Origin of the sequence: Microbacterium sp. NPDC089186 (assembly GCF_040685115.1) — a bacterium.
Classification (GTDB): Bacteria; Actinomycetota; Actinomycetes; order Actinomycetales; family Microbacteriaceae; genus Microbacterium; species Microbacterium galbum.
On record NZ_JBFBHJ010000004.1, the window covers coordinates 560150 to 582374 of the forward strand.

20 protein-coding genes are annotated in these 22225 nt (G+C 69.8%); 10 read left to right on the forward strand and 10 right to left on the reverse strand.

What is annotated here, in order from left to right; genetic code table 11:
• Window positions 1-10 precede the first annotated feature (10 nt).
• Window positions 11-565, reverse strand: coding sequence for a tripartite tricarboxylate transporter TctB family protein (locus tag AB0N82_RS16470; RefSeq protein ID WP_315993369.1), 555 nt, complete (start codon window positions 563-565; stop codon window positions 11-13).
• The gene (locus AB0N82_RS16475; protein WP_315993370.1) at window positions 562-1578 is read right to left on the reverse strand and encodes a tripartite tricarboxylate transporter substrate binding protein; all 1017 of its coding nucleotides are present in this window, start codon (window positions 1576-1578) and stop codon (window positions 562-564) included. The genes AB0N82_RS16470 and AB0N82_RS16475 overlap by 4 nt, the downstream gene beginning before the upstream one ends.
• Window positions 1579-1748: 170 nt before the next feature.
• On the opposite strand from AB0N82_RS16475, the gene AB0N82_RS16480 reads away from it, so the two are divergent.
• On the forward strand, window positions 1749-3332 hold the full coding sequence (locus AB0N82_RS16480; protein ID WP_363393185.1) for an ATP-binding protein: 1584 nt from the start codon (window positions 1749-1751) through the stop codon (window positions 3330-3332).
• A gap of 2 nt (window positions 3333-3334) precedes the next feature.
• Window positions 3335-4015: a response regulator gene (locus tag AB0N82_RS16485; RefSeq protein ID WP_363393188.1), complete on the forward strand. Its 681-nt coding sequence runs from the start codon at window positions 3335-3337 to the stop codon at window positions 4013-4015.
• 296 nt (window positions 4016-4311) lie between these two features.
• On the opposite strand, the gene AB0N82_RS16490 is transcribed toward AB0N82_RS16485, so the two are convergent.
• From AB0N82_RS16490 to AB0N82_RS16525, 8 genes are all read right to left on the reverse strand, one after another.
• Window positions 4312-5424 (reverse strand): adenosine deaminase, encoded by a 1113-nt coding sequence (locus AB0N82_RS16490; protein WP_363393191.1) that lies wholly within the window; start codon window positions 5422-5424, stop codon window positions 4312-4314.
• Window positions 5425-5450: 26 nt separating this feature from the next.
• Entirely contained in the window at window positions 5451-6752 is a 1302-nt protein-coding gene (locus AB0N82_RS16495; RefSeq protein ID WP_363393194.1) for a thymidine phosphorylase, read from the reverse strand.
• Complete coding sequence (locus AB0N82_RS16500) at window positions 6749-7150, reverse strand: cytidine deaminase (protein ID WP_298874382.1); 402 nt, start codon at window positions 7148-7150, stop codon at window positions 6749-6751. Before AB0N82_RS16500 ends, AB0N82_RS16495 begins: the two co-directional genes overlap by 4 nt.
• 43 nt (window positions 7151-7193) lie before the next feature.
• Window positions 7194-8489, reverse strand: coding sequence for an ABC transporter permease (locus tag AB0N82_RS16505; protein WP_315993375.1), 1296 nt, complete (start codon window positions 8487-8489; stop codon window positions 7194-7196).
• Window positions 8486-9850, reverse strand: a complete 1365-nt coding sequence (locus tag AB0N82_RS16510; RefSeq protein WP_315993376.1) for an ABC transporter permease — start codon at window positions 9848-9850, stop codon at window positions 8486-8488. The genes AB0N82_RS16505 and AB0N82_RS16510 overlap by 4 nt, the downstream gene beginning before the upstream one ends.
• Entirely contained in the window at window positions 9847-11367 is a 1521-nt protein-coding gene (locus tag AB0N82_RS16515; RefSeq protein WP_363393199.1) for an ABC transporter ATP-binding protein, read from the reverse strand. Before AB0N82_RS16515 ends, AB0N82_RS16510 begins: the two co-directional genes overlap by 4 nt.
• A gap of 163 nt (window positions 11368-11530) precedes the next feature.
• Window positions 11531-12637, reverse strand: a complete 1107-nt coding sequence (locus AB0N82_RS16520; protein ID WP_315993378.1) for a BMP family ABC transporter substrate-binding protein — start codon at window positions 12635-12637, stop codon at window positions 11531-11533.
• A gap of 224 nt (window positions 12638-12861) precedes the next feature.
• Entirely contained in the window at window positions 12862-13980 is a 1119-nt protein-coding gene (locus AB0N82_RS16525; protein ID WP_076674157.1) for a mannose-1-phosphate guanylyltransferase, read from the reverse strand.
• 227 nt (window positions 13981-14207) lie between these two features.
• On the opposite strand from AB0N82_RS16525, the gene sdhC reads away from it, so the two are divergent.
• From sdhC to AB0N82_RS16565, 8 genes are all read left to right on the forward strand, one after another.
• Window positions 14208-14642 carry a succinate dehydrogenase, cytochrome b556 subunit gene (sdhC, locus tag AB0N82_RS16530; RefSeq protein ID WP_074615813.1) on the forward strand — a complete coding sequence of 145 codons (435 nt, stop codon included), beginning with the start codon at window positions 14208-14210 and terminating at the stop codon, window positions 14640-14642.
• The gene (locus AB0N82_RS16535) at window positions 14642-15100 is read left to right on the forward strand and encodes a succinate dehydrogenase hydrophobic membrane anchor subunit (RefSeq protein WP_315993379.1); all 459 of its coding nucleotides are present in this window, start codon (window positions 14642-14644) and stop codon (window positions 15098-15100) included. The genes sdhC and AB0N82_RS16535 overlap by 1 nt, the downstream gene beginning before the upstream one ends.
• 46 nt (window positions 15101-15146) lie before the next feature.
• On the forward strand, window positions 15147-16976 hold the full coding sequence (gene sdhA, locus AB0N82_RS16540) for a succinate dehydrogenase flavoprotein subunit (RefSeq protein ID WP_363393205.1): 1830 nt from the start codon (window positions 15147-15149) through the stop codon (window positions 16974-16976).
• A 1-nt stretch (window position 16977) separates the two neighbouring features.
• Window positions 16978-17763, forward strand: coding sequence for a succinate dehydrogenase iron-sulfur subunit (locus tag AB0N82_RS16545; protein WP_363393207.1), 786 nt, complete (start codon window positions 16978-16980; stop codon window positions 17761-17763).
• A 201-nt stretch (window positions 17764-17964) separates the two neighbouring features.
• Window positions 17965-19164, forward strand: a complete 1200-nt coding sequence (locus AB0N82_RS16550) for a YihY/virulence factor BrkB family protein (protein WP_363393210.1) — start codon at window positions 17965-17967, stop codon at window positions 19162-19164.
• 59 nt (window positions 19165-19223) lie between these two features.
• Complete coding sequence (locus tag AB0N82_RS16555; RefSeq protein ID WP_363393213.1) at window positions 19224-20072, forward strand: exodeoxyribonuclease III; 849 nt, start codon at window positions 19224-19226, stop codon at window positions 20070-20072.
• A 43-nt stretch (window positions 20073-20115) separates the two neighbouring features.
• The gene (gene trpS / locus AB0N82_RS16560; protein WP_363393216.1) at window positions 20116-21120 is read left to right on the forward strand and encodes a tryptophan--tRNA ligase; all 1005 of its coding nucleotides are present in this window, start codon (window positions 20116-20118) and stop codon (window positions 21118-21120) included.
• 182 nt (window positions 21121-21302) lie between these two features.
• Window positions 21303-22166 carry a DNA-formamidopyrimidine glycosylase family protein gene (locus AB0N82_RS16565; RefSeq protein WP_315993384.1) on the forward strand — a complete coding sequence of 288 codons (864 nt, stop codon included), beginning with the start codon at window positions 21303-21305 and terminating at the stop codon, window positions 22164-22166.
• The last annotated feature ends 59 nt before the right edge of the window (window positions 22167-22225 follow it).

A 22225-nucleotide genomic window follows, 5' to 3' on the forward strand; every position in this document is an offset into this window, starting at 1 on the left:
CGACGGTCTCCTAGCCGAACAGGGGTCCGGGGCCGTACCACCAGTCGAAGGCGGCCCCGCGGGGAAGGAAGAGGCCCAGGCCCTCGCCGAAGAGGAGCTGGGTGCCGATGCCGATGACGAGACCGGCGAGGAAGGCGACCCACGGACGCTTGGCGCCGAGGGTCCAGGCCACGCCGCCGAACAGCAGAGCGGCGACCATCCACCAGCCGAGCAGTTCGAGCAGCAGCAGAACGGCGACCATCAGCGCGACGAGCTTCAGGATCGTCCACCAGTCGGTCTTGGCATCCGGATCGATGTCCTCACCCTCTTCGCGCGGAGCAACCCGGCCCCGCAGAGCGGCGATGACCAGCGTGATTCCGGAGCCGAGCAGAATGGCGGCGACGGCGAAGGGGAACACCTGGGGGCCGATCGCCTGACCGGCGGGGACGCGGATGGCGAACGCGCCGACGAGGGCGAACACGCCCAGCCCGACCACGACGCCGGCGAAGGCGACGTTGCCGATGCGCTCGGCGCCCCACCGGGGGCGGCTGGTCGGCCCCGCCCCCGGTGCGTCGGTGGTCGTCACGACACGAGCCCGATGTTCTTCAGGGTTCCGGAGACGTCGACGACGTTCTCCTCGACGAAGGAGGTGAACTCGTCGCCGGTCAGGAAGGCGTCGGTCCAGCCGCGCTCCTCGAGCACGCTCTTCCACGCGTCGGACGCGTGCATGTCGGTGACGAGCTTCGTGAGGCCCTCGGCATCCGCCTCGCTGATCCCGCCCGGGGCGAGCAGGCCGCGCCAGTTCGTGTAGACGACGTCGTAGCCCTCGGAGGTCATGGTGGGCACGTCGGGCAGCAGCGCCGCCGCCTCCTCGCTCGAGACGGCGAGGGCGCGCAGGTCGCCCGACTTCACGTATTCGGCGAACTCCCCTACGCCCGAGATGCCCGCCGCGGCGTTGTTGCCGAGCAGCAGCGACACGGCCTCGCCGCCGCCGGCGTTCGGCACGTAGTTGAGCTTCGAGGTGATGTCCGCCCCGGTCAGGCCGGCTTCCTCGAGGAGCAGCCCCGCGAGGATGTGGTCCGCGCCGCCGGCCGAGCCGCCCGTGATGGTGACGCCCTGCCCGTCGGCGACGACGGCGTCGACGAGGTCCTTCAGCGTCTGGTACTGGCTGGCCGCGGGCACGACCACGACCAGCGGCTCCTCGGTCAGGCGCGCGATGGGGGTGGTGTCCTCGATGCGGTTCTCCGCGGCGTTGGTCTCGACCGCGCCGACCATCACCAGGCCCGTCACCATGAGCGTGTACGGGTCGCGCTCGGTCGCGAGCGAGGCGAGGCCGACCGTGCCGCCGGCGCCGCCGACGTTGCTCACGGCCGCGGTCCCGACGAGCTTGTCGCCGGTGAGCACGTCGGAGACGGCGCGGCCGGTCTGGTCCCAGCCGCCGCCCGGATCGGCGGGGACGACGATGTTGACGGAGTCGATGGAGGCGGCATCCTGCGAGGCGGCCGCCCCGCCGGCACCCGCGCCCTGCGGGTTGCAGCCGGTGAGGGCCGCGAGCGACAGCGCAGCCAGGGGGACGAGGGCGATGGTGGTGCGACGCATGCGCGGTACTCCTCTTCGAGTTCGGGTGAGGCACCGTCGCCTCCCCGCTGATCGCTCACGGTAGGCAGAGCACACGGATGCCGTCTCGCTTGCGCAAGTAACGACGAGTTCGGCAACTATTGGTCGCGGGCGGGTGTGGGCGGCGGTCGACGCCCGGGAGACAATGGAGCGTGGTCCGAGCACTGTCGCTGAGACTGCAGCTGTTGCTGCTGCAGGCGCTGATCGTGTGCGTCGTGACCCTCGGTGCCGGCCTCGTCGCCGTCTGGATCCAGGAGAGCGCGATCCGGGACTCGTACCGCGAGCGCATGGTCGGCGTGGCCCTGTCGATCGCCCGTCTGCCCGTCATCGTCGAGGCGTTCGACGACCCCGACCCCTCGGCCGCGATCCAACCGGTCGCGGAGGTGATCCGGGAGGCGTCGTCGCTGACCTACGTCGTCGTCACCGATGTCGACGGCATCCGCTTGTCGCACCCTCACCCCGACCGCATCGGAGAGAGCGTGTCGACAGACCCCTCGATCCCGCTCTCGGGGCAGGTGTGGTCGGGCACCGAGACGGGCACGCTCGGCGAGTCGTACCGGGTGAAGGTGCCGGTCTACGCCGACGGCGACACCGGTGAGGACGACGCGGGGGCCGAGATCATCGGGTCGGTGTCGGTAGGCGTGCTGGAGTCCGAGCTCGCGGCCGACCTGCAGTCGCGCCTGCCGGGACTGCTGCTGGCGTTCGGCGGAGCAGCGGTGGCGGGGGTCTTCGGCGCGGCCTGGGTCGCGGCCCTCATCCGTCGCCGGATCTTCGGGCTCGAACCCGACGAGATCGCCGAGATGGTCGGCGAGCGCGAGACGATGCTGCACCGGCTGAGCGAGGGCGTCATCCGCGTCGATCACCGCGGCATCGTCACGAGTGCGAACGACGCCGCCGAGCGCATCATCGACCGCGGTGCTCTGCGGGGCCGCCGCGCCGACGAGACGCTCGACGGGCCGCTCCTGCAGGTGATGGAGGACGGCGAGCCCGAGGGACGCCTCGTGCTCGCCGGCGAACGCCCCGTGATCGCCCGCTCGACGGGATTGCGCGACGACCGCGGGCGCCTGGTCGGCGCGACGCTTCTGCTCCGCGACCACAGCGAGCTGCACGAGGCGCTCCGGCAGATGGACGGCCAGCAATCGCTCACCGAGGGGCTGCGCGCCCAGGCGCACGAGTTCGCCAACTCGCTGCACGTGGTCTCGGGCCTGCTCGAACTCGGAGCCTACGACGACGCCCGGGAGTTCATCGCGCGCGTGCGCCCGGGCGGGTCTCTGGACCTCGGTCCGGATGCCGCCGGTCTGGGCAGCGAACTGACCGCGCTGTTGTCGGTGAAGCTCGCGCGATCGCGTGAGCTCGATGTCGCGCTCGAGATCATCGCCGACGGCACCCCGCCGGCCGAGGCCGTCGGCGACATCGTCACCGTGGTGGGCAACCTCGTCGACAACGCGCTGGAAGCCTGCCGCCCCGGCGACCACCTCCGCGTGACGGTGGATGCCACGGCGCCCGCCGTGCGCATCGTCGTCGACGACAGCGGCGCGGGGGTGCCCGACTCCCTCCATAATCGCGTGTTCGACGAGGGCGTCAGCACGAAGGACGCCCGTCATCGCGCTCGCGGGATCGGCCTGGCCCTGGTGCGGCGCGTCGCGCGTCGCCGCGGCGGCGAGGCCCGCGTGTCGCGCTCCCCGCTCGGCGGTGCGCGGTTCGAGGTCGTCCTGCCCGAGCCGGAAAGGGTCTGATGATGGTCCTTCGCGTCCTCGTCGTCGACGATCAGCCCGCGGTCGGGTCGCTGCACGGCCTCTTCGTCGCCGGTCACGCCGCGTGCGAGGTCGTGGGCACGGCGGGCAGCGGTCCGGATGCCGTGGCGGCCGTCACCGAGCTCCGTCCCGACCTGGTGCTCCTCGACGTGCACCTGCCGGGCTTCTCGGGGCTGGACGCCCTGCGCGCCGTGCGAGCGGATGCCGGGATCGTGCAGCCCGAGGTGATCGCCGTGACCGCCGCGCGCGACGTCGACACCGTGCGCACGGCACGACTGATGGGGGTTCAGCACTACCTCGTCAAACCGTTCACCGCGAGCGAGCTGCACGCGCGCATCGACGATGTCCTGGCGGAGCGCAGGTCGTCCGCCGCCATGGAGGGATCGCTCAACCAGCGGGGCGTGGACGCGGTCCTGCGACCCGTGACGCGCCGCCCGCTGCCGAAAGGGCTCTCGCGTCCGACGCTCGACCTCGTGCGCACCGCGCTCGACGACCTCCGCTCGGCGAGCGCGGCCGAAGTCGCCGACCACCTCGGCCTGTCGCGGGTGAGCTGTCGGCGGTATCTGGAGCACCTCGCCGACGACGGCGAGTGCGTCCGCAGCCTCGACTACTCCACCGCCGGTCGCCCGAGCACCCGCTACACGCTCGCGACCCCGCCGGCGTAGTCCCCGGCCCCCGTCCGGCCCGGCGCGGCGCGGCGCCTTGCAGGCTCTCGCCCTCCCCCCGGCATCCCCTTCGTCGAGTGTCCAGGACACCCCGCATCCCGGCGCGAGGCGCGGCGTGTCCCGGACACTCGCACGCGCTGACGCGAGCGAGACGCGTGGGTCCCCCTTCATCGAGTGTCCAGGACACGCCGCGTTCCGGTGCCCGGGACGGCGTGTCCTGGACACTCGACAGGGGCGAGGGCATCGCACGACGACGTGGCGCGCACCCGCGGGTACGCGCCACTCGACGCCGCGACTCAGCGCTGGAAGCCGTCCGAGATGATCTCGATGAGCTCTTCGCGCTCCTCCACCGGGAGGAACGCCCCGGCAGCGGCGTTGAGCTGGAAGGCCTCGAGATCGTCGAGGCCGTACTCGAACGCCTCCGCCAGCAGCCCCAGCTCGCGCGTGAGCGTCGTCGCACTCATCAGGCGGTTGTCGACGTTCACCGTGACCGAGAAGTCGAGCTGGTACAGCAGGTCGAAGGGGTGGGCGTCCATGGTGTCGCCCCAGGCTTTGACGGCGCCCGACTGCAGGTTCGACGTCGGCGACAGCTCGAGCGTGATCTCGCGGTCGCGCACCCAGCGCGCCAGGTCGCCGAACGTGACCTGCACGTCTTCTCCCTCGCGGGACACGACGTCGAGGTCGTTGGCGATGCGCACACCGTGGCCGAGGCGGAGGGCGCGCCCGTCGATCAGTGCGGAGCGGATGGACGCCAGACCGGCGCCCTCCCCCGCGTGCACCGTGGTCGGGAAGAACTGCTCGGCGAGGTACTCGAACGCGGCACGGTGGCGGCTGGGGAGGAACCCGTCCTCCGCCCCCGCGAGGTCGAACCCGACCACGCCCCGCCCGCGCCACGAGACGGCGAGCTCGGCGATCTCGCGCGAATTGTCGGCGTGGCGCATCGCGGTGAGGAGCTGGCCGACGCGGATGTCGTGTCCGCGGGCGTCCGCGGCATCCTCTCCTTCCTCGATGCCCTCCTGCACGGCGTCCACGACGTCGTCGAGGCTGAGACCGCGGGTGAGGTGCTGCTCGGGCGCCCAGCGCACCTCGCCGTACACGACGCCGTCGGCGGCGAGGTCTTCGACGAACTCTTTCGCGACGCGCACGAGACCCTCGCGCGTCTGCATGACGCCCACCGTGACGTCGAACTTCTCGAGGTAGTCCTCGAGCGAGCCGCCGTCGATGTGGTCGCTGAACCAGGCCTTCAAGCCCTTCGCATCGTCGGCGGGGAGGTCGAGGTCGATCTCGTCCGCGAGCTCGAGCACGGTCTGCGGACGCAGTCCCCCGTCGAGATGATCGTGCAGCGACACCTTCGGGAGGTTCTTCACCTTCACGCCGTCGACGCGGAAGTCCTCGGTGGCTGTGCCCATGGGGGTGCTCCTCTTGCTGGATGCCATCACGCGGTGATGCGTTCGCGCACGATCGACGTCGCCGCCGGGGCGGTGTCGCCGATCTCCCACGCACCGTCGACCGCGTCAAGGGCGCGCGCGAAGCGCGTCTCATCGTCGGCCGACAGGGTGAACAGCGGCTGGCCGGCGGCGATGGACTGGCCCACCGTCACGTGCAGGTCGATACCCGCCGCGTGCACGACGGCATCCTCCGCCCGCGCGCGACCCGCGCCCAGACGCCAGGCCCCGATGCCGAAGGGCAGGGCGTCGACGCGCGTGACGACACCGGAGCGATCGGCGACGACCGTGTGCGTCTCGCGCGGAGTGGGGAGGGCGGCATCGGGGTCGCCGTCCTGGGCACGGATCATGCGCTTCCACACGTCCATCGCGCGACCGTCGCGAAGCGCCGCCTCGACGTCGGCATCGGGCCGGCCCGCCAGCGTGAGCATCTCGCGGGCGAGGGCCACGGTCAGCTCGACCACGTCGGCGGGTCCGCCTCCCGCCAGCACCTCGACCGACTCGCGCACCTCGTTGGCGTTGCCGATGGCGAGGCCCAGCGGGGTGTTCATGTCGGTGAGCAGCGCGGTGGTGTTCACACCCGAGTCGGTGCCGAGCGCGACCATCGTCTCGGCGAGCTCGCGCGCGCGGTCGATGTCCTGCATGAAGGCACCCGAGCCGAACTTCACGTCGAGCACGAGCGAGTCGGTGCCCTCGGCGATCTTCTTCGACATGATGCTGGAGGCGATGAGCGGGATGGCCTCCACTGTGCCGGTGACGTCGCGAAGCGCGTAGAGCTTCTTGTCGGCGGGGGCGAGCCCCGTGCCCGCGGCGCAGATGACCGCGCCCACGTCACGCAATTGGGCCATGATCTCGTCGTTCGACAGCGCCGCACGCCAGCCGGGGATCGACTCGAGCTTGTCGAGAGTGCCACCGGTGTGGCCGAGCCCCCGGCCCGAGAGCTGCGGCACGGCGACACCGAAAGCGGCCACCAGCGGCGCGAGCGGCAGGGTGATCTTGTCGCCCACGCCTCCCGTCGAGTGCTTGTCGACGGTCACCTTGCCGAGGGAGGAGAAGTCCATGCGCTCGCCCGACGCGATCATGGCGTCGGTGAGCACGCGGATCTGGTCGCGACCGAGGCCGTTCAGCAGCACTGCCATCGTGAACGCCGACATCTGCGCGTCCATGACGTAGCCGCGCGTGTAGGCGTCGACGAGCCAGCGGATCTCGCCCTCGGTGATCGCGCGTCCGTCGCGCTGAGCGCGGATGATGTCGACGGCGTCGTACGACTCCACCGATCCCTGACCGCTCATCGCGCCGCCTCCTCGAGGTCGCGGGGCCCGAACGCGTCGGGCAGCACCTCGTCGATCGTCCGGATGCCGCTGACCGTTTCGAGCAGCATCCCGGGGATCGCGTGCTCGAAGAGCAGCTGACGGCAGCGACCGCACGGCATGAGGGTGCGTCCCTCGCCGTCGACGCAGACGAAGGCCACCAGCTGACCGCCGCCCGACATGTGCAGCTCGGAGACCAGGCCGCACTCGGCGCACAGCGTCACGCCGTACGAGGCGTTCTCGACGTTGCAGCCCGAGACGATGCGCCCGTCGGCGACGAGCGCTGCGGCGCCCACCTTGAAGCGGGAGTAGGGCGCATAGGCGCGGTGCATGGCATCCGTCGCCGCGGCGCGGAGTTCATCCCAATCGATGTCGGTCATCGTGGTGCGGGGGGTCCTCTCGTGAAGGGGGAAGCGGGCTGGGTCAGCCCTTGATGTACGGTTTGCCGGCGGCCGCGGGTCCGCGGACCTTTCCGACGAGACCGGCGACGGCGAAGATCGTCACGACGTACGGCAGCATGAGCATGAACTCGCTGGGCACGGGCGATCCGATCACGCCGAGGGTGTTCTGCAGGTTCGATGCGAAGCCGAACAGCAGAGCCGCGAGCGTGGCCCGGATCGGGTCCCACTGGCCGAAGATGACCGCGGCGAGCGCGATGTAACCGGCACCCGCCGTCATCTCCTTGTTGAAGGCGCCGACCGAGCCGAGCGTGAAGAACGCGCCGCCGAGGCCCGCGATGGCCCCGCCCAGCGAGACGTTCCAGAAGCGCGTCTTGGCGATGTTGATGCCGACGGTGTCGGCGGCCTGGGGGTGCTCTCCCACCGCGCGCAGGCGCAGGCCCCAGCGCGTGTGGAACAGCCCGAGGTAGACCAAGGCGACCGTGACGTACATCAGGTAGACGATGACGGTCTGGTTGAACAGCATCGGTCCGATGATCGGGATGTCGGCCAGGAAGGGGATGGGCAGACGCGGGAAGCGAGGCGGCGAGTTCAGCGTCGCGGCGTTGGGCGCGAGGACCTGCGAGAACAGGAAGCTCGTCAGGCCCACCACGAGCACGTTGAGCACGACACCGACGATGACCTGGTCGACGAAGTACTTGATCGCGAAGGCAGCCAGCACGAACGACACGAGCACGCCGGAGACCCCGGCCGCGAGCAGCCCGATGAACGGGTTGCCCGTCGCGGTGGCCACGATCGCGGAGGTGAACGCCCCCGCGAGCAGCTGACCCTCGATGGCGATGTTCACGACGCCGACGCGCTCGCTGAGCACACCCGCCATGGCACCGAAGATGAGCGGAACCGACAGGCTGAGTCCACCGGCCAGCAGACCGGTCAGCGGGATCACCGAGGTGGTCGCCCCCGCGGCCGCCCAGGTGAGGAAGCCGACCATGAAGACGAGGGCGAAGATCACGGCGAGCCAGATCGGGGGGCGGCGGCGTGCCCGCACCATCATCACGCTCGCGAGCGTGACCACGGCGAGCAGCACCGTGCAGACGATGCCGGTGACGACGCCGCCGAGGACGACCTCGGGCAGTTGCAGGAACTCACCGGGACTCGAGATGCGGAAGACGGCATCGCCGTCCTGCCGGGCGACGATGAACAGCACGGCGGCCAGCACCGTGATGACGCCGTAGACGATGGGCGCCTTCCAGCTGACGACGACAGCGGTGTCGAGCGTCTCCGGAGCCGTGGCCTCGGGGTGTGCGGCGGTGGTGCTCACCGGGCCGCCTCCTTCTTCTTGGCGGCGCGCACCTTGGGCTGGCGCGCCCCGGGGGCCGGCAGACGGAAGATCGCGCGCACCAGCGGCGGCGCCGCGATGAAGAGCACGATGAGCGACTGCACGACCAGGACGATGTCGACCGGAACGCCGTTGGCCGCCTGCATGGCGAAGCCGCCGGCCTTGAACGCGCCGAACAGGATGCCGGCGACCAGCACGCCGACGGGGGTGGAACGACCGAGCAGGGCCACGGTGATGGCGTCGAAGCCGATACCGGCGTCGATGCCGCTCGAGAAGCCGGTGGTCACCGTGCCGAGCACCTGGTCGACGCCCGCGAGGCCCACGAGGGCTCCCGAGATGAGCATCGCGTAGACGTACATCGACTTCACGTTGATGCCGGCCACGCGCGCCGCGTTCGGGTTCAGGCCCACGGCGCGGAAGCGGAAGCCGAGCGACGAGCGCTCGAGGATCCACCAGACCACCGCGACGGCGACGAGCGAGAGCACGAAACCGAAGTGCAGGTTGTACCCGGAGCCGAAGAGGTCGGGGAACACCGCGGTGTCCTTCATCGGAGGGGTCGTGGGGTTGTTCGATCCCGGTGCCTGCAGCAGCCCGGGGGTGCGCAGGAGGTAGTACACGATGTAGAACGCGACGTAGTTCAGCATGATCGTCACGATCACCTCGTGCGCCCCGGTGCGCGCCTTGAGCACACCGGCGATACCGGCCCAGACGGCTCCCGCGACGACACCCGCGACGAGGGCGACGATCATGTGGATGCCCCACGGCAGGTCGAACGCGAAGGCGACCCATCCGCCGGCAGCGGCGGCGACGAGCATCTGGCCGCGACCACCGATGTTGAACATGCCGACGCGGAAGGCCAGGGCGACACCGAGACCGGCCGCGATGAGCGGCGTGGCGAAGGTGAGCGTCTCGGTCAACGGCCGGATGCCGGTGGCGAACTCCGGACGACGGAAGTTGTAGATCGCGCCCTGGAAGAACGACGAGTACGCACCGGAGACCGACTGCCAGATGGCGGCGAGGGTGTCGCCCGGTCGCGCGAAGAAGTACCCCGCTGCGGCCTGCACGTTCTCGTCGGTGGCGGCGATCATGATGGCGCCGACGAGCAGCGCCAGGATGACGGCCAGCACCGAGATGATGGCGTTGCCGGTGGCGATCTCGCGGAACGCCCGCCGCCAGCGGTTCTCGTCGTCCGCCGGTTCGGGGGCGACCACGCGTGCCTCCGTGGCGGGATCGATGCGGGATTCGCCCTCGAGGGCGAGGTCGGCCTGACCGGCCTCGGCGACCTCCGCGGCGCGCTCGGCGCGCGCGGCGGTCGGGTCGTGCGGGCTGTGCGGATCGCTCACGCCGCGACTCCTTCGTTCTGGGGCGCTTCGCCGGCCATCATGAGGCCCAGCACGTCGCGCGAGGTGTCGCCGGGGACGATGCCCACGACGCGACCGCGGTACATCACCATGATGCGGTCGGCGAGGGCGGTCACCTCGTCGAGCTCGGTGGAGACCACGATGACGGGGACTCCGGCGTCGCGCGTCTCGATGACGCGCTTGTGGATGAATTCGATGGAGCCGACGTCGACGCCACGGGTCGGCTGGGCCGCGACGAACAGGCGCAGGTCACGGCTCAACTCGCGCGCCAGCACGACCTTCTGCTGGTTGCCGCCCGACAGACGCCCCACCGGGGTCTCGATCGAGGGAGTGCGCACATCGAACTCGGTGACCTTCTCGCGCGCGAAGTCGGAGAGGGTGGACAGCTGGATCGCGCCGCCCTTGACGAACGGCGCGCCGTCGGCGCGGTCGAGCATGAGGTTCTCGGCGATGGAGAACTCCCCCACCAGACCGTCTTCCTTGCGGTCTTCGGGGACGAAGCCCACCCCCGCGTCGAGGACCGCGCGCACGCTCCGTCCGTTCAGCTCCGTCCCGTCGAGAACGACGGAACCCTCGACGCGCTCCTGCAGCCCGAGCAGCGCCTCGGTGAGCTCGGTCTGACCGTTGCCCTGCACACCGGCGATGGCGAGCACCTCGCCCCGACGCACGTCGAAGCTCACGTCGTTGACGACGAGCTGTCCGATGGGGTCGACGACCGTGAGGTTCGACACCGAGAGGCCGACGTCGCCGAGCGTCGGCTCCTCCTTCTGCACGGTGAGCTCGACCGCGCGGCCGACCATGAGCGAGGCCAGCTCGGCGTTCGAGGCGCGCGGGTCGGCCTCGCCCACGACCTTGCCGAGACGGATGACCGTGATGCGGTCTGCGACCTCGCGCACCTCGCGGAGCTTGTGGGTGATGAAGACGATCGAGGTCCCCGCGGCCTTGAGCTGGCGCATGATCGCCATCAGCTCGTCGGTCTCCTGCGGGGTGAGCACGGCCGTGGGCTCGTCGAAGACGAGCACCTTGGCATCCCGGGAGAGAGCCTTGATGATCTCGACGCGCTGCTGCACGCCGACGGGCAGGTCGTCGACGAGGGCGTCGGGGTCGACGTCGAACCCGAAGCGATCGGAGATCTCGCGCACCTTCGCGCGGGCGGCCGCGAGGTCGAGGCGACCGCCGACCTTGGTGGGCTCGTGGCCGAGCATGACGTTCTCAGCCACCGTGAAGACGGGGATGAGCATGAAGTGCTGGTGCACCATGCCGATTCCCGCGCGCATCGCGTCGCCGGGACCGGAGAAATGCTGGACGGCGTCGTCGAGCAGGATCTCTCCCCCGTCGGCCTGGTAGAGGCCGTAGAGGACGTTCATCAGGGTGGACTTGCCGGCACCGTTCTCGCCGAGCAGGCAGTGGATCTCTCCGGCCTCGACGGTGAGGTCGATGTGATCGTTCGCCACCAGGGACCCGAAGGTTTTCGTGATCCCGCGGAGTTCGAGCTTCATGTTCCCGATCCTAAGTTCTGTGGCATCGGACGAGGGAGGCGTCCGACGAGACCGACCCGCCTCGTGAGCGGATCGGCGTCTGGGGAGGAGGGGCGCAGGGCGCCCGCTCCATGAGGAGGGGAGGCCGGCATCGCGCCGGCCTCCCCTGGAGAGTGGAGTTCTCTCAGCCGGCCAGGTAGGACTCGACCTTGATCTTCCCGCTGATGACGTCGGCCTTCAGCGCGTCGACCTTCGACGACAGGTCGGCCGGGACACGGTCGGACCAGTCGTGGAACGGGGCCAGGCCCACGCCGTCGTTCTCGAGCGTGCCGACGAACGGGGCGGTGTCGAACGAGCCCTCGCCCGCGGCGACGATCGCGTCCTTGGTGCCCACGTCGATGCCCTTGAGGATCGAGGTCAGCAGCAGGTCGCCGATGCCGGGGTCGGTCTCGTACACGTCGGCGTCCACGCCGACGAGCGCGATCTCGCGGCCGGAGTCCTGGATGGCGACGGCGGCCGACTGGTAGATCGGGCCACCGACGGGCAGCAGCACGTCGACGTTCTGGTCGATGATCGCCTGCGCGGTCTGGCGCGCGGTGTCGTTGGCCTCGAAGCCACCGGTGAACGAGCCGTCCTTGGCGGTGCGGTCCCACCCGACGACGCGCACGGACGCGTTGTTGTCGGTGTTGTACTTCTCGACGCCCTGGGCGAAGCCGTCCATGAAGATCGTCACGGTCGGGATGTTCATGCCGCCGAAGGTGCCGACGACGCCGGTCTTCGACGTGCCCGCGGCCAGGTAGCCGGCGAGGTACGCCGCCTGAGCGGTGTCGAAGATGATCGGCTTGATGTTCGGGGCGTCGGTGGTGCCGTCGAAGTTCTGGTCGACGGTGTCGTCGATCGAGACGTACTGCAGGTCGGGGTTCGCCGTGGCGGACTCCAGCGCGGCGGGGGCGAGCAGGAAGCCGACGGTGATGATGGTGTTGCAGCCCTGGTCGACGAGGTTCTGCAGGTTCGACGCGAAGTCGGTCTCGGACTGCGACTGCACCTCGATGGGCTTCTTCGAGCCGAGCTCGGAAGCGGCGGCGTCGAGGCCCTCCTTGCCGAGCTGGTTGAACGACTTGTCGTCGAATCCACCCGAGTCGGACACCATGCAGGGCAGGTAGTCGCTGGCGCCGGCGGCGGCACCACCGGATGCGCCGTTGCTCTCGGGTGCGGCGCCGCAACCGGCGAGCAGCGCCGCGGCGCCGATCATGGCGAGGCCGCTGACGACGGCCTTCTTCGTGGTCTTCACGAATGGTCCTCCAAGACGGATGCCCCCAACGGGTTCGGGGGACGATCCCGTCACGTTACCTACTGTGTCGGCGGGCTTGCGTCCCCGAGAGCCTCGCGCGCATCAATGGTTACAAAGACGCAATCTCGCGTCACGCGACCGCCACACGCCACAGCGGGCGAGACACTGGATGCCACGCGGGGCGGCATCCGGTGTCAGCGGCGTCCGAGCCGAGGCCTCTCGTGTCAGAGGACGTCGCCGCGGCCGGTGAGCTTGAGGGCGTCGACGACGCCCTTCACGCGCTGCGCGTTCTCGCTCGTGGTCACCAGGAGCGCGTCGGGGGTGTCGACCACGACGATGTCGCGCACGCCGATGAGGCTAATCACGCGCTTGGTCTGCGAGACGACGATGCCGCTGGAGGCGTCGGAGAGCACGCGGGCGTCCTCACCGAGGATCGCCAGCTCGTTGCGGCCGCCCGAGGAGTTGAGTTTCGACAGGCTCGCGAAGTCCCCCACGTCGTCCCAATCGAAGTGCCCCGGGATGACCGCCAGGCGCCCCTTCTCGGCGGCGGGCTCGGCGACGGAGTAGTCGATGGCGATCTTCTTCAGTCCCGGCCAGATGCGGTCGACCGCGGGGCCGCGACGATCGCGGTCGTCCCACGCCTCGGCGAGCTCGAGCAGCCCCGCATGCAGCTCGGGCTCGTTTACGGCGAGCTCGGCGAGCAGCACGTCGGCGCGGGTGATGAACATGCCCGCGTTCCAGAGGTACGCGCGGTCCGAGAAGTACTCCTTCGCGGTGTCGAGGTCGGGCTTCTCGACGAAGCGCTCGACCATGTACGCCTCGGGGGCGTCGTCGACGATGAGCTCGTCGGACTGCTTGATGTAGCCGAAGCCGACGGAGGGCTCGCTCGGCTGTATGCCGATGGTGCAGATGTATCCGGCCCGTGCGACGGCCACGGCCTGACGAACGGCGAAGTCGAACTGACGGGTCTGGCGGATGACGTGGTCGGCGGCGAACGAGCCGATGATGACGTCGGGCTCGCGGCGCACGAGGATGGCGGCGGCGAGACCGATCGCCGCGGAGGAGTCGCGCGGCTCCGATTCGAGGAAGACGTTGTGGTCGGGGACGCCGGGGAGCTCCCGTTCGACGGCCGCGCGGTGGGCACGGCCCGTCACGACGGCGATGCGGTCGGCACCCGAGAGCGGGGCGAGGCGATCCCACGTGTCGCGCAGCAGCGTCTGGCCCGACCCGGTGAGGTCGTGGAGGAACTTGGGGGCGTCGGCGCGCGACAGCGGCCACAGGCGGCTGCCGATCCCACCGGCGGGGATCACGGCGTAGAAGTCGTCGATAGCGATGTCGGCCATGGCTCCGACCCTACTGCCCGCGCGCACGCGCGCTTTTCCGCGCGGTGACGGGTGATCGACGGCACCGGAACGCGGCGTCGGCGGCATCCGAAGATATCTCGATGTCGAGAGAGTCTTAGGCGGCCCTAATCCCCGCCGTTCATAGGCCGGACGTAGTATTCGATGGCGCCCGTGTGACGCTCGGACCCGCGTGGGTCCCACACCGTGTTCGATCAGGGAGGACGACCGTGTCAGCACCAGCACGTGCCACGCCGTCGGTGAAAGAGACCACTTCGAAGAGGCCTCGCGGCACTCTCTACCGCGGCCGTGAGGGCATGTGGTCGTGGGTCCTTCACCGCATCACCGGCGTGGCGATCTTCTTCTTCCTCCTCGTGCACATCCTCGACACGGCGCTCATCCGGGTCTCGCCCGAGGCGTACGACGCCGTCATCGGCACCTACAAGAACCCGGTCATGGGTCTCGGCGAGGTGGCCCTGGTCGGCGCGATCGCGTACCACGCGTTCAACGGCCTGCGCATCATCCTGGTCGACTTCTGGCCGTGGGCCACGCGCCACCAGCGCCAGCTGTGGTGGGGCGTGCTCGGTCTCTGGGTCGTCACCATGCTCGGGTTCACCCCGCGCCACCTGATCAACGTCTTCAGCGCCGTCACCGGGAGCCACTGATGTCCGTCGCCCAAGAAGCCGCCACGATCCCCGCGCCCCGCACGCCCTCCGTGCGCAAGAAGGGCACCAACCTCGAGAAGTGGGGCTGGATCTACATGCGCGCCTCCGGCGTGCTGCTGATCGTCCTGATCTTCGGCCACCTCTTCGTCAACCTCATGACGGGCGAGGGCATCCACCAGATCGACTTCGCGTTCGTCGCGGGCAAGCTCGCCTCGCCGTTCTGGCAGTGGTGGGACGTGCTGATGCTCTGGCTGGCCCTCATCCACGGCGCCAACGGCATGCGCACGATCGTGAACGACTACGTCACGAACGCCCGCATCCGCACGATTCTCGTGGGCTCGCTGTGGGTGTCGGCCGGGTTCCTCATCCTGCTCGGCACGCTCGTCGTCTTCACCTTCGACCCCTGCCTCGGCGTGACCGAGAGCAGCTCCCTGTGGGACGTGTGCCAGGCGGCCTGAGCCGACGGCATCCCTTCTTTCCCCTGACAGCAGAGGTATCGCACACGTGAGCACTCAGACCAGCTCGGACTCGATCGTCAAAGACGGCGTCCACTACCACCAGTTCGACGTCGTCATCGTCGGCGCGGGCGGCGCAGGAATGCGCGCGGCCATCGAGGCCGGCCCCGGCGCGAAGACCGCCGTCATCTCGAAGCTCTACCCCACGCGCTCGCACACCGGTGCGGCGCAGGGCGGCATGGCGGCCGCGCTCGCGAACGTCGAAGAGGACTCCTGGGAGTGGCACACCTTCGACACCATCAAGGGCGGCGACTACCTCGTCGACCAGGATGCCGCGGAGATCCTCGCCAAAGAGGCCATCGACGCCGTCATCGACCTCGAGAACATGGGCCTGCCCTTCAACCGCACCCCCGAGGGCAAGATCGACCAGCGCCGCTTCGGCGGGCACACGGCCGACCACGGCAAGACGCCCGTGCGCCGCGCATGCTACGCCGCCGACCGCACCGGCCACATGATCCTGCAGACGCTGTTCCAGAACTGCGTGAAGCTCGGCATCAACTTCTTCAACGAGTTCTACGTGCTCGACCTCATCACGGTGAAGGATGCCGCGGGCAAGACGCAGGTCGCCGGCGTCGTCGCCTACGACCTCGCCACCGGCGAACTGCACGTGTTCCAGTCCAAGGCCGTGGTCTTCGCCACCGGCGGCTTCGGCAAGATCTTCAAGACCACCTCCAACGCGCACACGCTCACCGGCGACGGCGTCGGCATCGTCTGGCGCAAGGGCCTGCCGCTGGAGGACATGGAGTTCTTCCAGTTCCACCCGACCGGTCTCGCCGGTCTCGGCATCCTGCTGACCGAAGGTGCCCGCGGGGAGGGCGCGATCCTGCGCAACGCCAGCGGTGAGCGCTTCATGGAGCGCTACGCCCCCACCATCAAAGACCTCGCGCCCCGCGACATCGTCGCCCGCTGCATGGTCCAGGAGGTGGCCGAGGGCCGCGGCGCCGGTCCCCACCGCGACTACGTGCTGCTGGACTGCACCCACCTGGGCGCCGAGGTGCTGGAGACCAAGCTCCCCGACATCACCGAGTTCGCCCGCACCTACCTGGGCGTCGACCCGGTCGTCGAGCCGGTCCCGGTCATGCCGACCGCGCACTACGCGATGGGCGGCATCCCGACCAACATCAAGGCCGAGGTGCTCGCCGACAACGACACGGTCGTGCCGGGCCTCTACGCGGCCGGCGAGTGCGCGTGCGTCTCGGTGCACGGCTCGAACCGTCTGGGCACCAACTCGCTGCTCGACATCAACGTCTTCGGCAAGCGCGCCGGCCGCAACGCCGTCGAGTACGTCAAGACCGCCGACTTCGTGCCGCTGCCCGAAGACCCCGCCGCCGAGGTGCGCGGCCTCATCGAGGGCCTGCGCAACAACAACGGCACCGAGCGCATCGCGGTGCTGCGCAAGACGCTGCAGGACGAGATGGACAAGGGCGCGCAGGTGTTCCGCACGCACGAGTCGCTCTCGAATGTGCTCGACGTGATCGCCGACCTGCGCGAGCGCTACAAGAACATCCACGTCGACGACAAGGGCAAGCGCTTCAACACCGACCTGCTCGAGGCCGTCGAACTGGGCTTCCTGCTCGATCTCGCCGAGGTCGTCGTCTACTCGGCGCAGAACCGCGAGGAGAGCCGCGGCGGTCACATGCGCGACGACTTCCCGACGCGCGACGACGAGAACTACATGCAGCACACCATGGCGTACCTGTCGGGCGACCCCCACTCGTCGCACCCCGCCGACCACATCGAACTCGGCTGGAAGCCCGTGGTCTTCACCAAGAACGAGGCCGGGGAGCTGCGCTACCCGCCGCTGGAGAGGAAGTACTGAGATGGCATCCACCGTCATCGAGCAGGTCGACACCTCGGAAGAGGTCGAGCAGACTCCTGAGGACACCGGCATCCAGTCGTTCCTCGTCACCTTCAACATCCGCCGCTTCGACCCCGAGGTCGACCACGAGCCCCGCTGGGTCGACTACGACGTGGAGCTGTACTCCACCGACCGCGTGCTCGACGCCCTGCACAAGATCAAGTGGGAGGTCGACGGCTCGCTGTCGTTCCGCCGCTCGTGCGCGCACGGCATCTGCGGTTCGGATGCCATGCGCATCAACGGTCGCAACCGCCTCGCCTGCAAGACCCTGATCAAGGATCTCGACATCTCGCAGCCGATCTACGTCGAGGCGATCAAGGGTCTCCCCCTCGAGAAGGACCTCATCGTCGACATGGAGCCGTTCTTCGCCTCCTACCGCGAGGTGCAGCCCTTCCTGATCTCGAACTCGAAGCCCGAGGCGGGCAAGGAGCGGGTGCAGTCGATCGTCGACCGCGAGGTCTTCGACGACACCACGAAGTGCATCCTGTGCGCCGCGTGCACCTCGTCGTGCCCCGTGTTCTGGACCGACGGGCAGTACTTCGGCCCCGCTGCGATCGTCAACGCGCACCGCTTCATCTTCGACTCGCGCGACGACGCGGGCGACGTGCGCCTCGACATCCTCAACGACAAAGAGGGCGTGTGGCGCTGCCGCACCACCTTCAACTGCACCGAGGCGTGCCCCCGTGGCATCGAGGTCACCAAGGCCATCGCCGAGGTCAAGCAGGCCGTCCTCCGCGGCGGTCGCTGACCCCTCCCCTCTCGAACGGCGGGTGCGCGCAGGCGGACCCGCCGTTCGGCGTTCGTGGCGACCCTCTCTCGCGTGAGTCGCCGGAAATCGTCGCGTCGATGCCCGCGAAAGCGACAGATCCTGGCGACTCACGCAGGGGCGGGCGGATGCTGTGGCCCGGGGGCCGCCGAGGCCTCGGCATCCCTTCAGTAGGCTCGACGGGTGACCGAGACGCACGCCGACCCGCGACCGCTGCCCGCGGTGCGCGACGACGACCCGTCCCTGCGCAACAGGTTCGAAGCGGCGCAGGTCGCGGTGCGGGAGCGGCTGGATCAGCCGATCGCGCGCGCGGCGAAGATCGCGCAGTGGTTCCCGATCCGGGTGTGGCGGCACTTCCTGCGGCACAACGGGTTCCTGCTCGCCGCGGGGATGAGCTACCAGGGACTCTTCGCGGTGTTCTCGGCGCTCTATCTCGCGTTCGCGGGCGTGGGGATCTGGCTGGGCGGCAGCACCGCCGCGATCGACGGTCTCATCCGCATCATCAACAGCTACATCCCGGGCTTGATCAGCAAGAACGGCCTCGTCGACCGCGACCAGGTCGAGGCCGTCGCCCAGGAGAGCGGACGTCTGCTGACCATCACCGGCATCGTGGCCGTCGTCGTGGTCGTGTGGACCGCGATCGGGTTCGTCACGTTCACCCGGCGCGCCGTGCGCGACACCTTCGGCCTGCCCTTCGACCTGCGCAACTACGTCATGCTCAAGGCGCGCGACTTCGTGGCATCCGTGCTCTTCGGGGTCTCTCTGCTCGTGGGTGCCCTGCTGGGGTCGGTCACGACCGGCGCCGTGGACCTGATCTTCGGCCTCATCGGCTGGGACCGCGAAACCCTCGGTTGGTCGATCGGCGCACGTCTGGTGTCGCTCGTCGTCGCGTTCGGCATCAACACGGTGGCGCTCGCCTCGCTGTTCCGTTTCCTGACGGGGACGACGCTGTCGTGGCGCCGCGCCTGGCCGGGAGCCGTCGTCGGGGCGACGGGCATCGTGGTGCTGCAGGTCGGCGCCGGGTTCCTGTTCGTGTACACGCCGTCGAACCCGCTCCTGGCGACCTTCACAGTGCTCATCGGCTTCCTGCTGTGGTTCCGGTTCATCGGCATCGTCATCCTCGTGTCGGCCGCCTGGATCGCCGTGGCCGCGGGCGACCGCGACGTCCCCCTGCGCTCCCCCGAGGACCGCCGGGCGATGGAGCAGGCGGCGCTCGTCATCGCCGCGCAGGTGGGGGTGCGCGAGGCGGAGAAGGCGCTGGCGCTGGCGCGCTGGCCCTGGCGATGGCGCGCACGCCGACGGCTCGCGGCGGCCGAGAAGGTGCTCGCCCGCGCCGAGGCCGACGTGCCGGCCCCACGGCGCACGACGCTCGTCCTCGACTGAGGACCGCGGGCGGCTGTCCAGCCCGGAGGGATGTCGGAGGTCGCGGTTAGGCTCGTCGGGTGGCTCGTTCCGTGCGTATCGTCTCCGTCAACGTCAATGGCATCCGTGCCGCCGTCCGCAAGGGCATGGTCGAGTGGCTCGACGCCTCCGGCGCCGACATCGTCACCCTGCAAGAGGTCCGCGCCTCCGCCGAGCAGCTCGCCGAGGCCCTTCCCGGCTGGGAGATCGTCAACGACGAGGCGCTCGCGAAGGGGCGCGCCGGCGTCGCGATCATCAGCCGCCTCCCCGGCGTCGAGACCCGCACGCACCTCGGTCCCGAGCCGCTCGACGCGTCGGGCCGCTGGATCGAGACCGACTTCGACATCGACGGCGAGACCCTCACCATCGTCAGCGCCTACGTGCACAGCGGCGAGGTCGACACCCCGAAGCAAGACGCCAAGTGGTTGTTCCTGGATGCCATGGAGCAGCGCCTCGCCGCGCTGAAGGCCGAGCGCGAGCTGGCTCTCGTCACCGGCGACCTGAATGTCGGCCACCGCGAGCTCGACATCAAGAACTGGCGGGGCAACCGCAAGAACGCCGGCTTCCTCCCGCGCGAGCGTGCGTACTTCGATCGCTTCTTCGGCCCCGCGGGCGAGCAGGTCGAGGGCGTCGACGGCTCGACCGGCACGGGCCTGGGCTGGGTCGACGTCGGCCGCCGCGTCATGGGCGAGGTCGACGGTCCGTACACGTTCTGGTCGATGCGGGGGAAGGCGTTCGACACCGACAGCGGCTGGCGCATCGATTACCACGTCGCCACCCCTGAGCTCGCCGAGCGGGTCACGGCGTACCGCGTCGACCGCGCGCCGTCGTACGACACGCGATGGAGCGACCACTCCCCCGTCGTCGTGGACTACATGCTAGGGCGCTGAGCCGGCGACCACCGCCGCGCAGCGCGCCGCCTAGGATCGTACGGTGACCACCGAGCGCCTCTACTCCGGAATGCAGCCCTCCGCCGACAGCCTCCAGATCGGTAACTACATCGGGGCCCTGCTGCAGTGGCGCGACCTGCAGGATCAGTACGACGCCTTCTTCTCCGTCGTCGACCTGCACGCCCTCACCCAGCCCGGCGACCCCGCCGAGCGTCGGGAGAAAACCCGCCGCACCGCCGCCCAGTACATCGCCGCGGGCATCGAGCCCTCCCGCTCGACGCTGTACGTGCAGTCGCACGTGCCCGCCCACGCAGAGCTGCAGTGGGTGCTCTCGACGCTCACCGGCTTCGGCGAGGCCGGACGCATGACGCAGTTCAAGGACAAGTCGGCGCGCTACGGCACGGATGCCACCAACGTCGGCCTCTTCACCTATCCGGTGCTGATGGCCGCCGACATCCTGCTCTACCAGACCGACGTCGTACCCGTCGGCGACGACCAGAAGCAGCACATCGAGCTCACGCGCGACCTCGCCGAGCGCTTCAACCAGCGCTTCGGCGAGACCTTCACGATTCCCAAGCCCGTGATCCAACGCGAGACCGCCCGCATCTACGACCTGCAGAACCCGACCTCGAAGATGTCGAAGTCGGCCGAGTCCGACGCGGGCGTGCTGTGGCTGCTCGACGACCCCAAGGTCAGCGCGAAGAAGATCATGCGCGCCGTCACCGACTCCGAGGGTGCGGTGCGCTTCGACCGCGACGAGAAGCCGGGCGTCTCGAATCTGCTCGTGATCTACTCGGCTCTGACCGGCCGCGAGATCACCGCGATCGAGGACGAGTACGCCGGCCGCGGGTACGGCGACTTCAAGAAGGGCCTGGCCGAGGTGGTCGTGAACGAGTTCGAGCCGGTGCGCACGCGCGCCCTCGAGCTGCTCGACGACCCCGCCGAGCTCGACCGCGTGCTGGCCGTCAACGCCGGGAAGGCGGCATCCGTCGCCGAGAAGACCCTCTCCGACGTATACGACCGCATCGGCCTGCTCCGCCGCGGCTGATCCGTTCCGTTCGACGCCCGTGCGACTCTCCGCGAGTCGTGCGGGCGTCGTCGTTCCGCCCGGGTGCTGCCGCCTCGGGCGAGCTGCCGCACGACGACGACCCCCCGCCGCGGTCGTGGGCGGTGCTCGGCTAGGGCGCAAGGCCCGTCCCCGATGTCGGAGGTGCGTGGCAGCATGGGCGCATGCCGGAGATGCCTGAGGTCGAGGGGCTCGTCGAGTTCCTGCGCGATCGCGTCACGGGGCTGCGCATCGACAAGGCCACCGTGTCGGCGATCAACGCGCTCAAGACGTTCGACCCGCCGCTGTCGGCGCTCGTGGGCTCCGCGGTGATCGACGCCAGGAGGCACGGCAAGTTCGTCGACCTCACGACCGATGCCGGCATCCACCTCGTCTTCCATCTCGCCAAGGCGGGATGGCTGCGGTGGTACGACACGCTTCCGGCGACGATCATCAAGCCCGGCAAGACCCCGATCGCCCTGCGCGTCGGCTTCGACGACGGGTCGGGCTTCGACCTCACCGAGGCGGGCACGAAGAAGTCGCTGGCCGTGTACGCGGTCCGCTCCCCCGACGACGTCCCGGGTATCGCCCGCCTCGGCCCCGACCCGCTGAGCGAAGGCTTCGACCGCCAAGCCTTCGGCGCGCTCCTCATCGGCCGCCGCACGCAGATCAAGGGCGTGCTGCGCGACCAGTCGGTCATCGCGGGCGTCGGCAACGCGTACTCCGACGAGATCCTGCACGCGGCGAAGATGTCGCCCTACGCGCTCGCGGCGACCCTCGCGGACGACGAGGTCGATCGCCTGTTCTCCGCGATGACGACGACGCTCACAGAAGCGGTCGAGGCCGCGCGCGGCAAGCCGCCCGCCGAATTGAAGGATGCCAAGCGGCGGGGCATGCGCGTGCACGGGCGGCGCGGCGAGGCGTGCCCCGTGTGCGGCGACGAGGTGCGCAGCGTCTTCTTCGCTGACAACTCGCTCGAGTACTGCCCCACCTGTCAGACCGGCGGCAAACTGCTGGCCGACCGGCGGTTGTCGCGCCTGCTGAAGTGAGACCGCGGCGCGAGGGCCGCCGACCGACCGGAGCGCACGCGCGGGCGCGTTGCCACTCC

Bases quoted from the DNA above. Each gene is read 5' to 3' on its own strand.
- AB0N82_RS16475 (WP_315993370.1), bottom strand. From the start codon at position 1,578: ATGCGTCGCACCACCATCGCCCTCGTCCCCCTGGCTGCGCTGTCGCTC.
- AB0N82_RS16485 (WP_363393188.1), top strand. From the start codon at position 3,335: ATGGTCCTTCGCGTCCTCGTCGTCGACGATCAGCCCGCGGTCGGGTCG.
- AB0N82_RS16490 (WP_363393191.1), bottom strand. From the start codon at position 5,424: ATGGGCACAGCCACCGAGGACTTCCGCGTCGACGGCGTGAAGGTGAAG.
- AB0N82_RS16495 (WP_363393194.1), bottom strand. From the start codon at position 6,752: ATGAGCGGTCAGGGATCGGTGGAGTCGTACGACGCCGTCGACATCATC.
- AB0N82_RS16500 (WP_298874382.1), bottom strand. From the start codon at position 7,150: ATGACCGACATCGATTGGGATGAACTCCGCGCCGCGGCGACGGATGCC.
- AB0N82_RS16515 (WP_363393199.1), bottom strand. From the start codon at position 11,367: ATGAAGCTCGAACTCCGCGGGATCACGAAAACCTTCGGGTCCCTGGTG.
- AB0N82_RS16525 (WP_076674157.1), bottom strand. From the start codon at position 13,980: ATGGCCGACATCGCTATCGACGACTTCTACGCCGTGATCCCCGCCGGT.
- AB0N82_RS16535 (WP_315993379.1), top strand. From the start codon at position 14,642: ATGTCCGTCGCCCAAGAAGCCGCCACGATCCCCGCGCCCCGCACGCCC.
- AB0N82_RS16545 (WP_363393207.1), top strand. From the start codon at position 16,978: ATGGCATCCACCGTCATCGAGCAGGTCGACACCTCGGAAGAGGTCGAG.
- AB0N82_RS16565 (WP_315993384.1), top strand. From the start codon at position 21,303: ATGCCGGAGATGCCTGAGGTCGAGGGGCTCGTCGAGTTCCTGCGCGAT.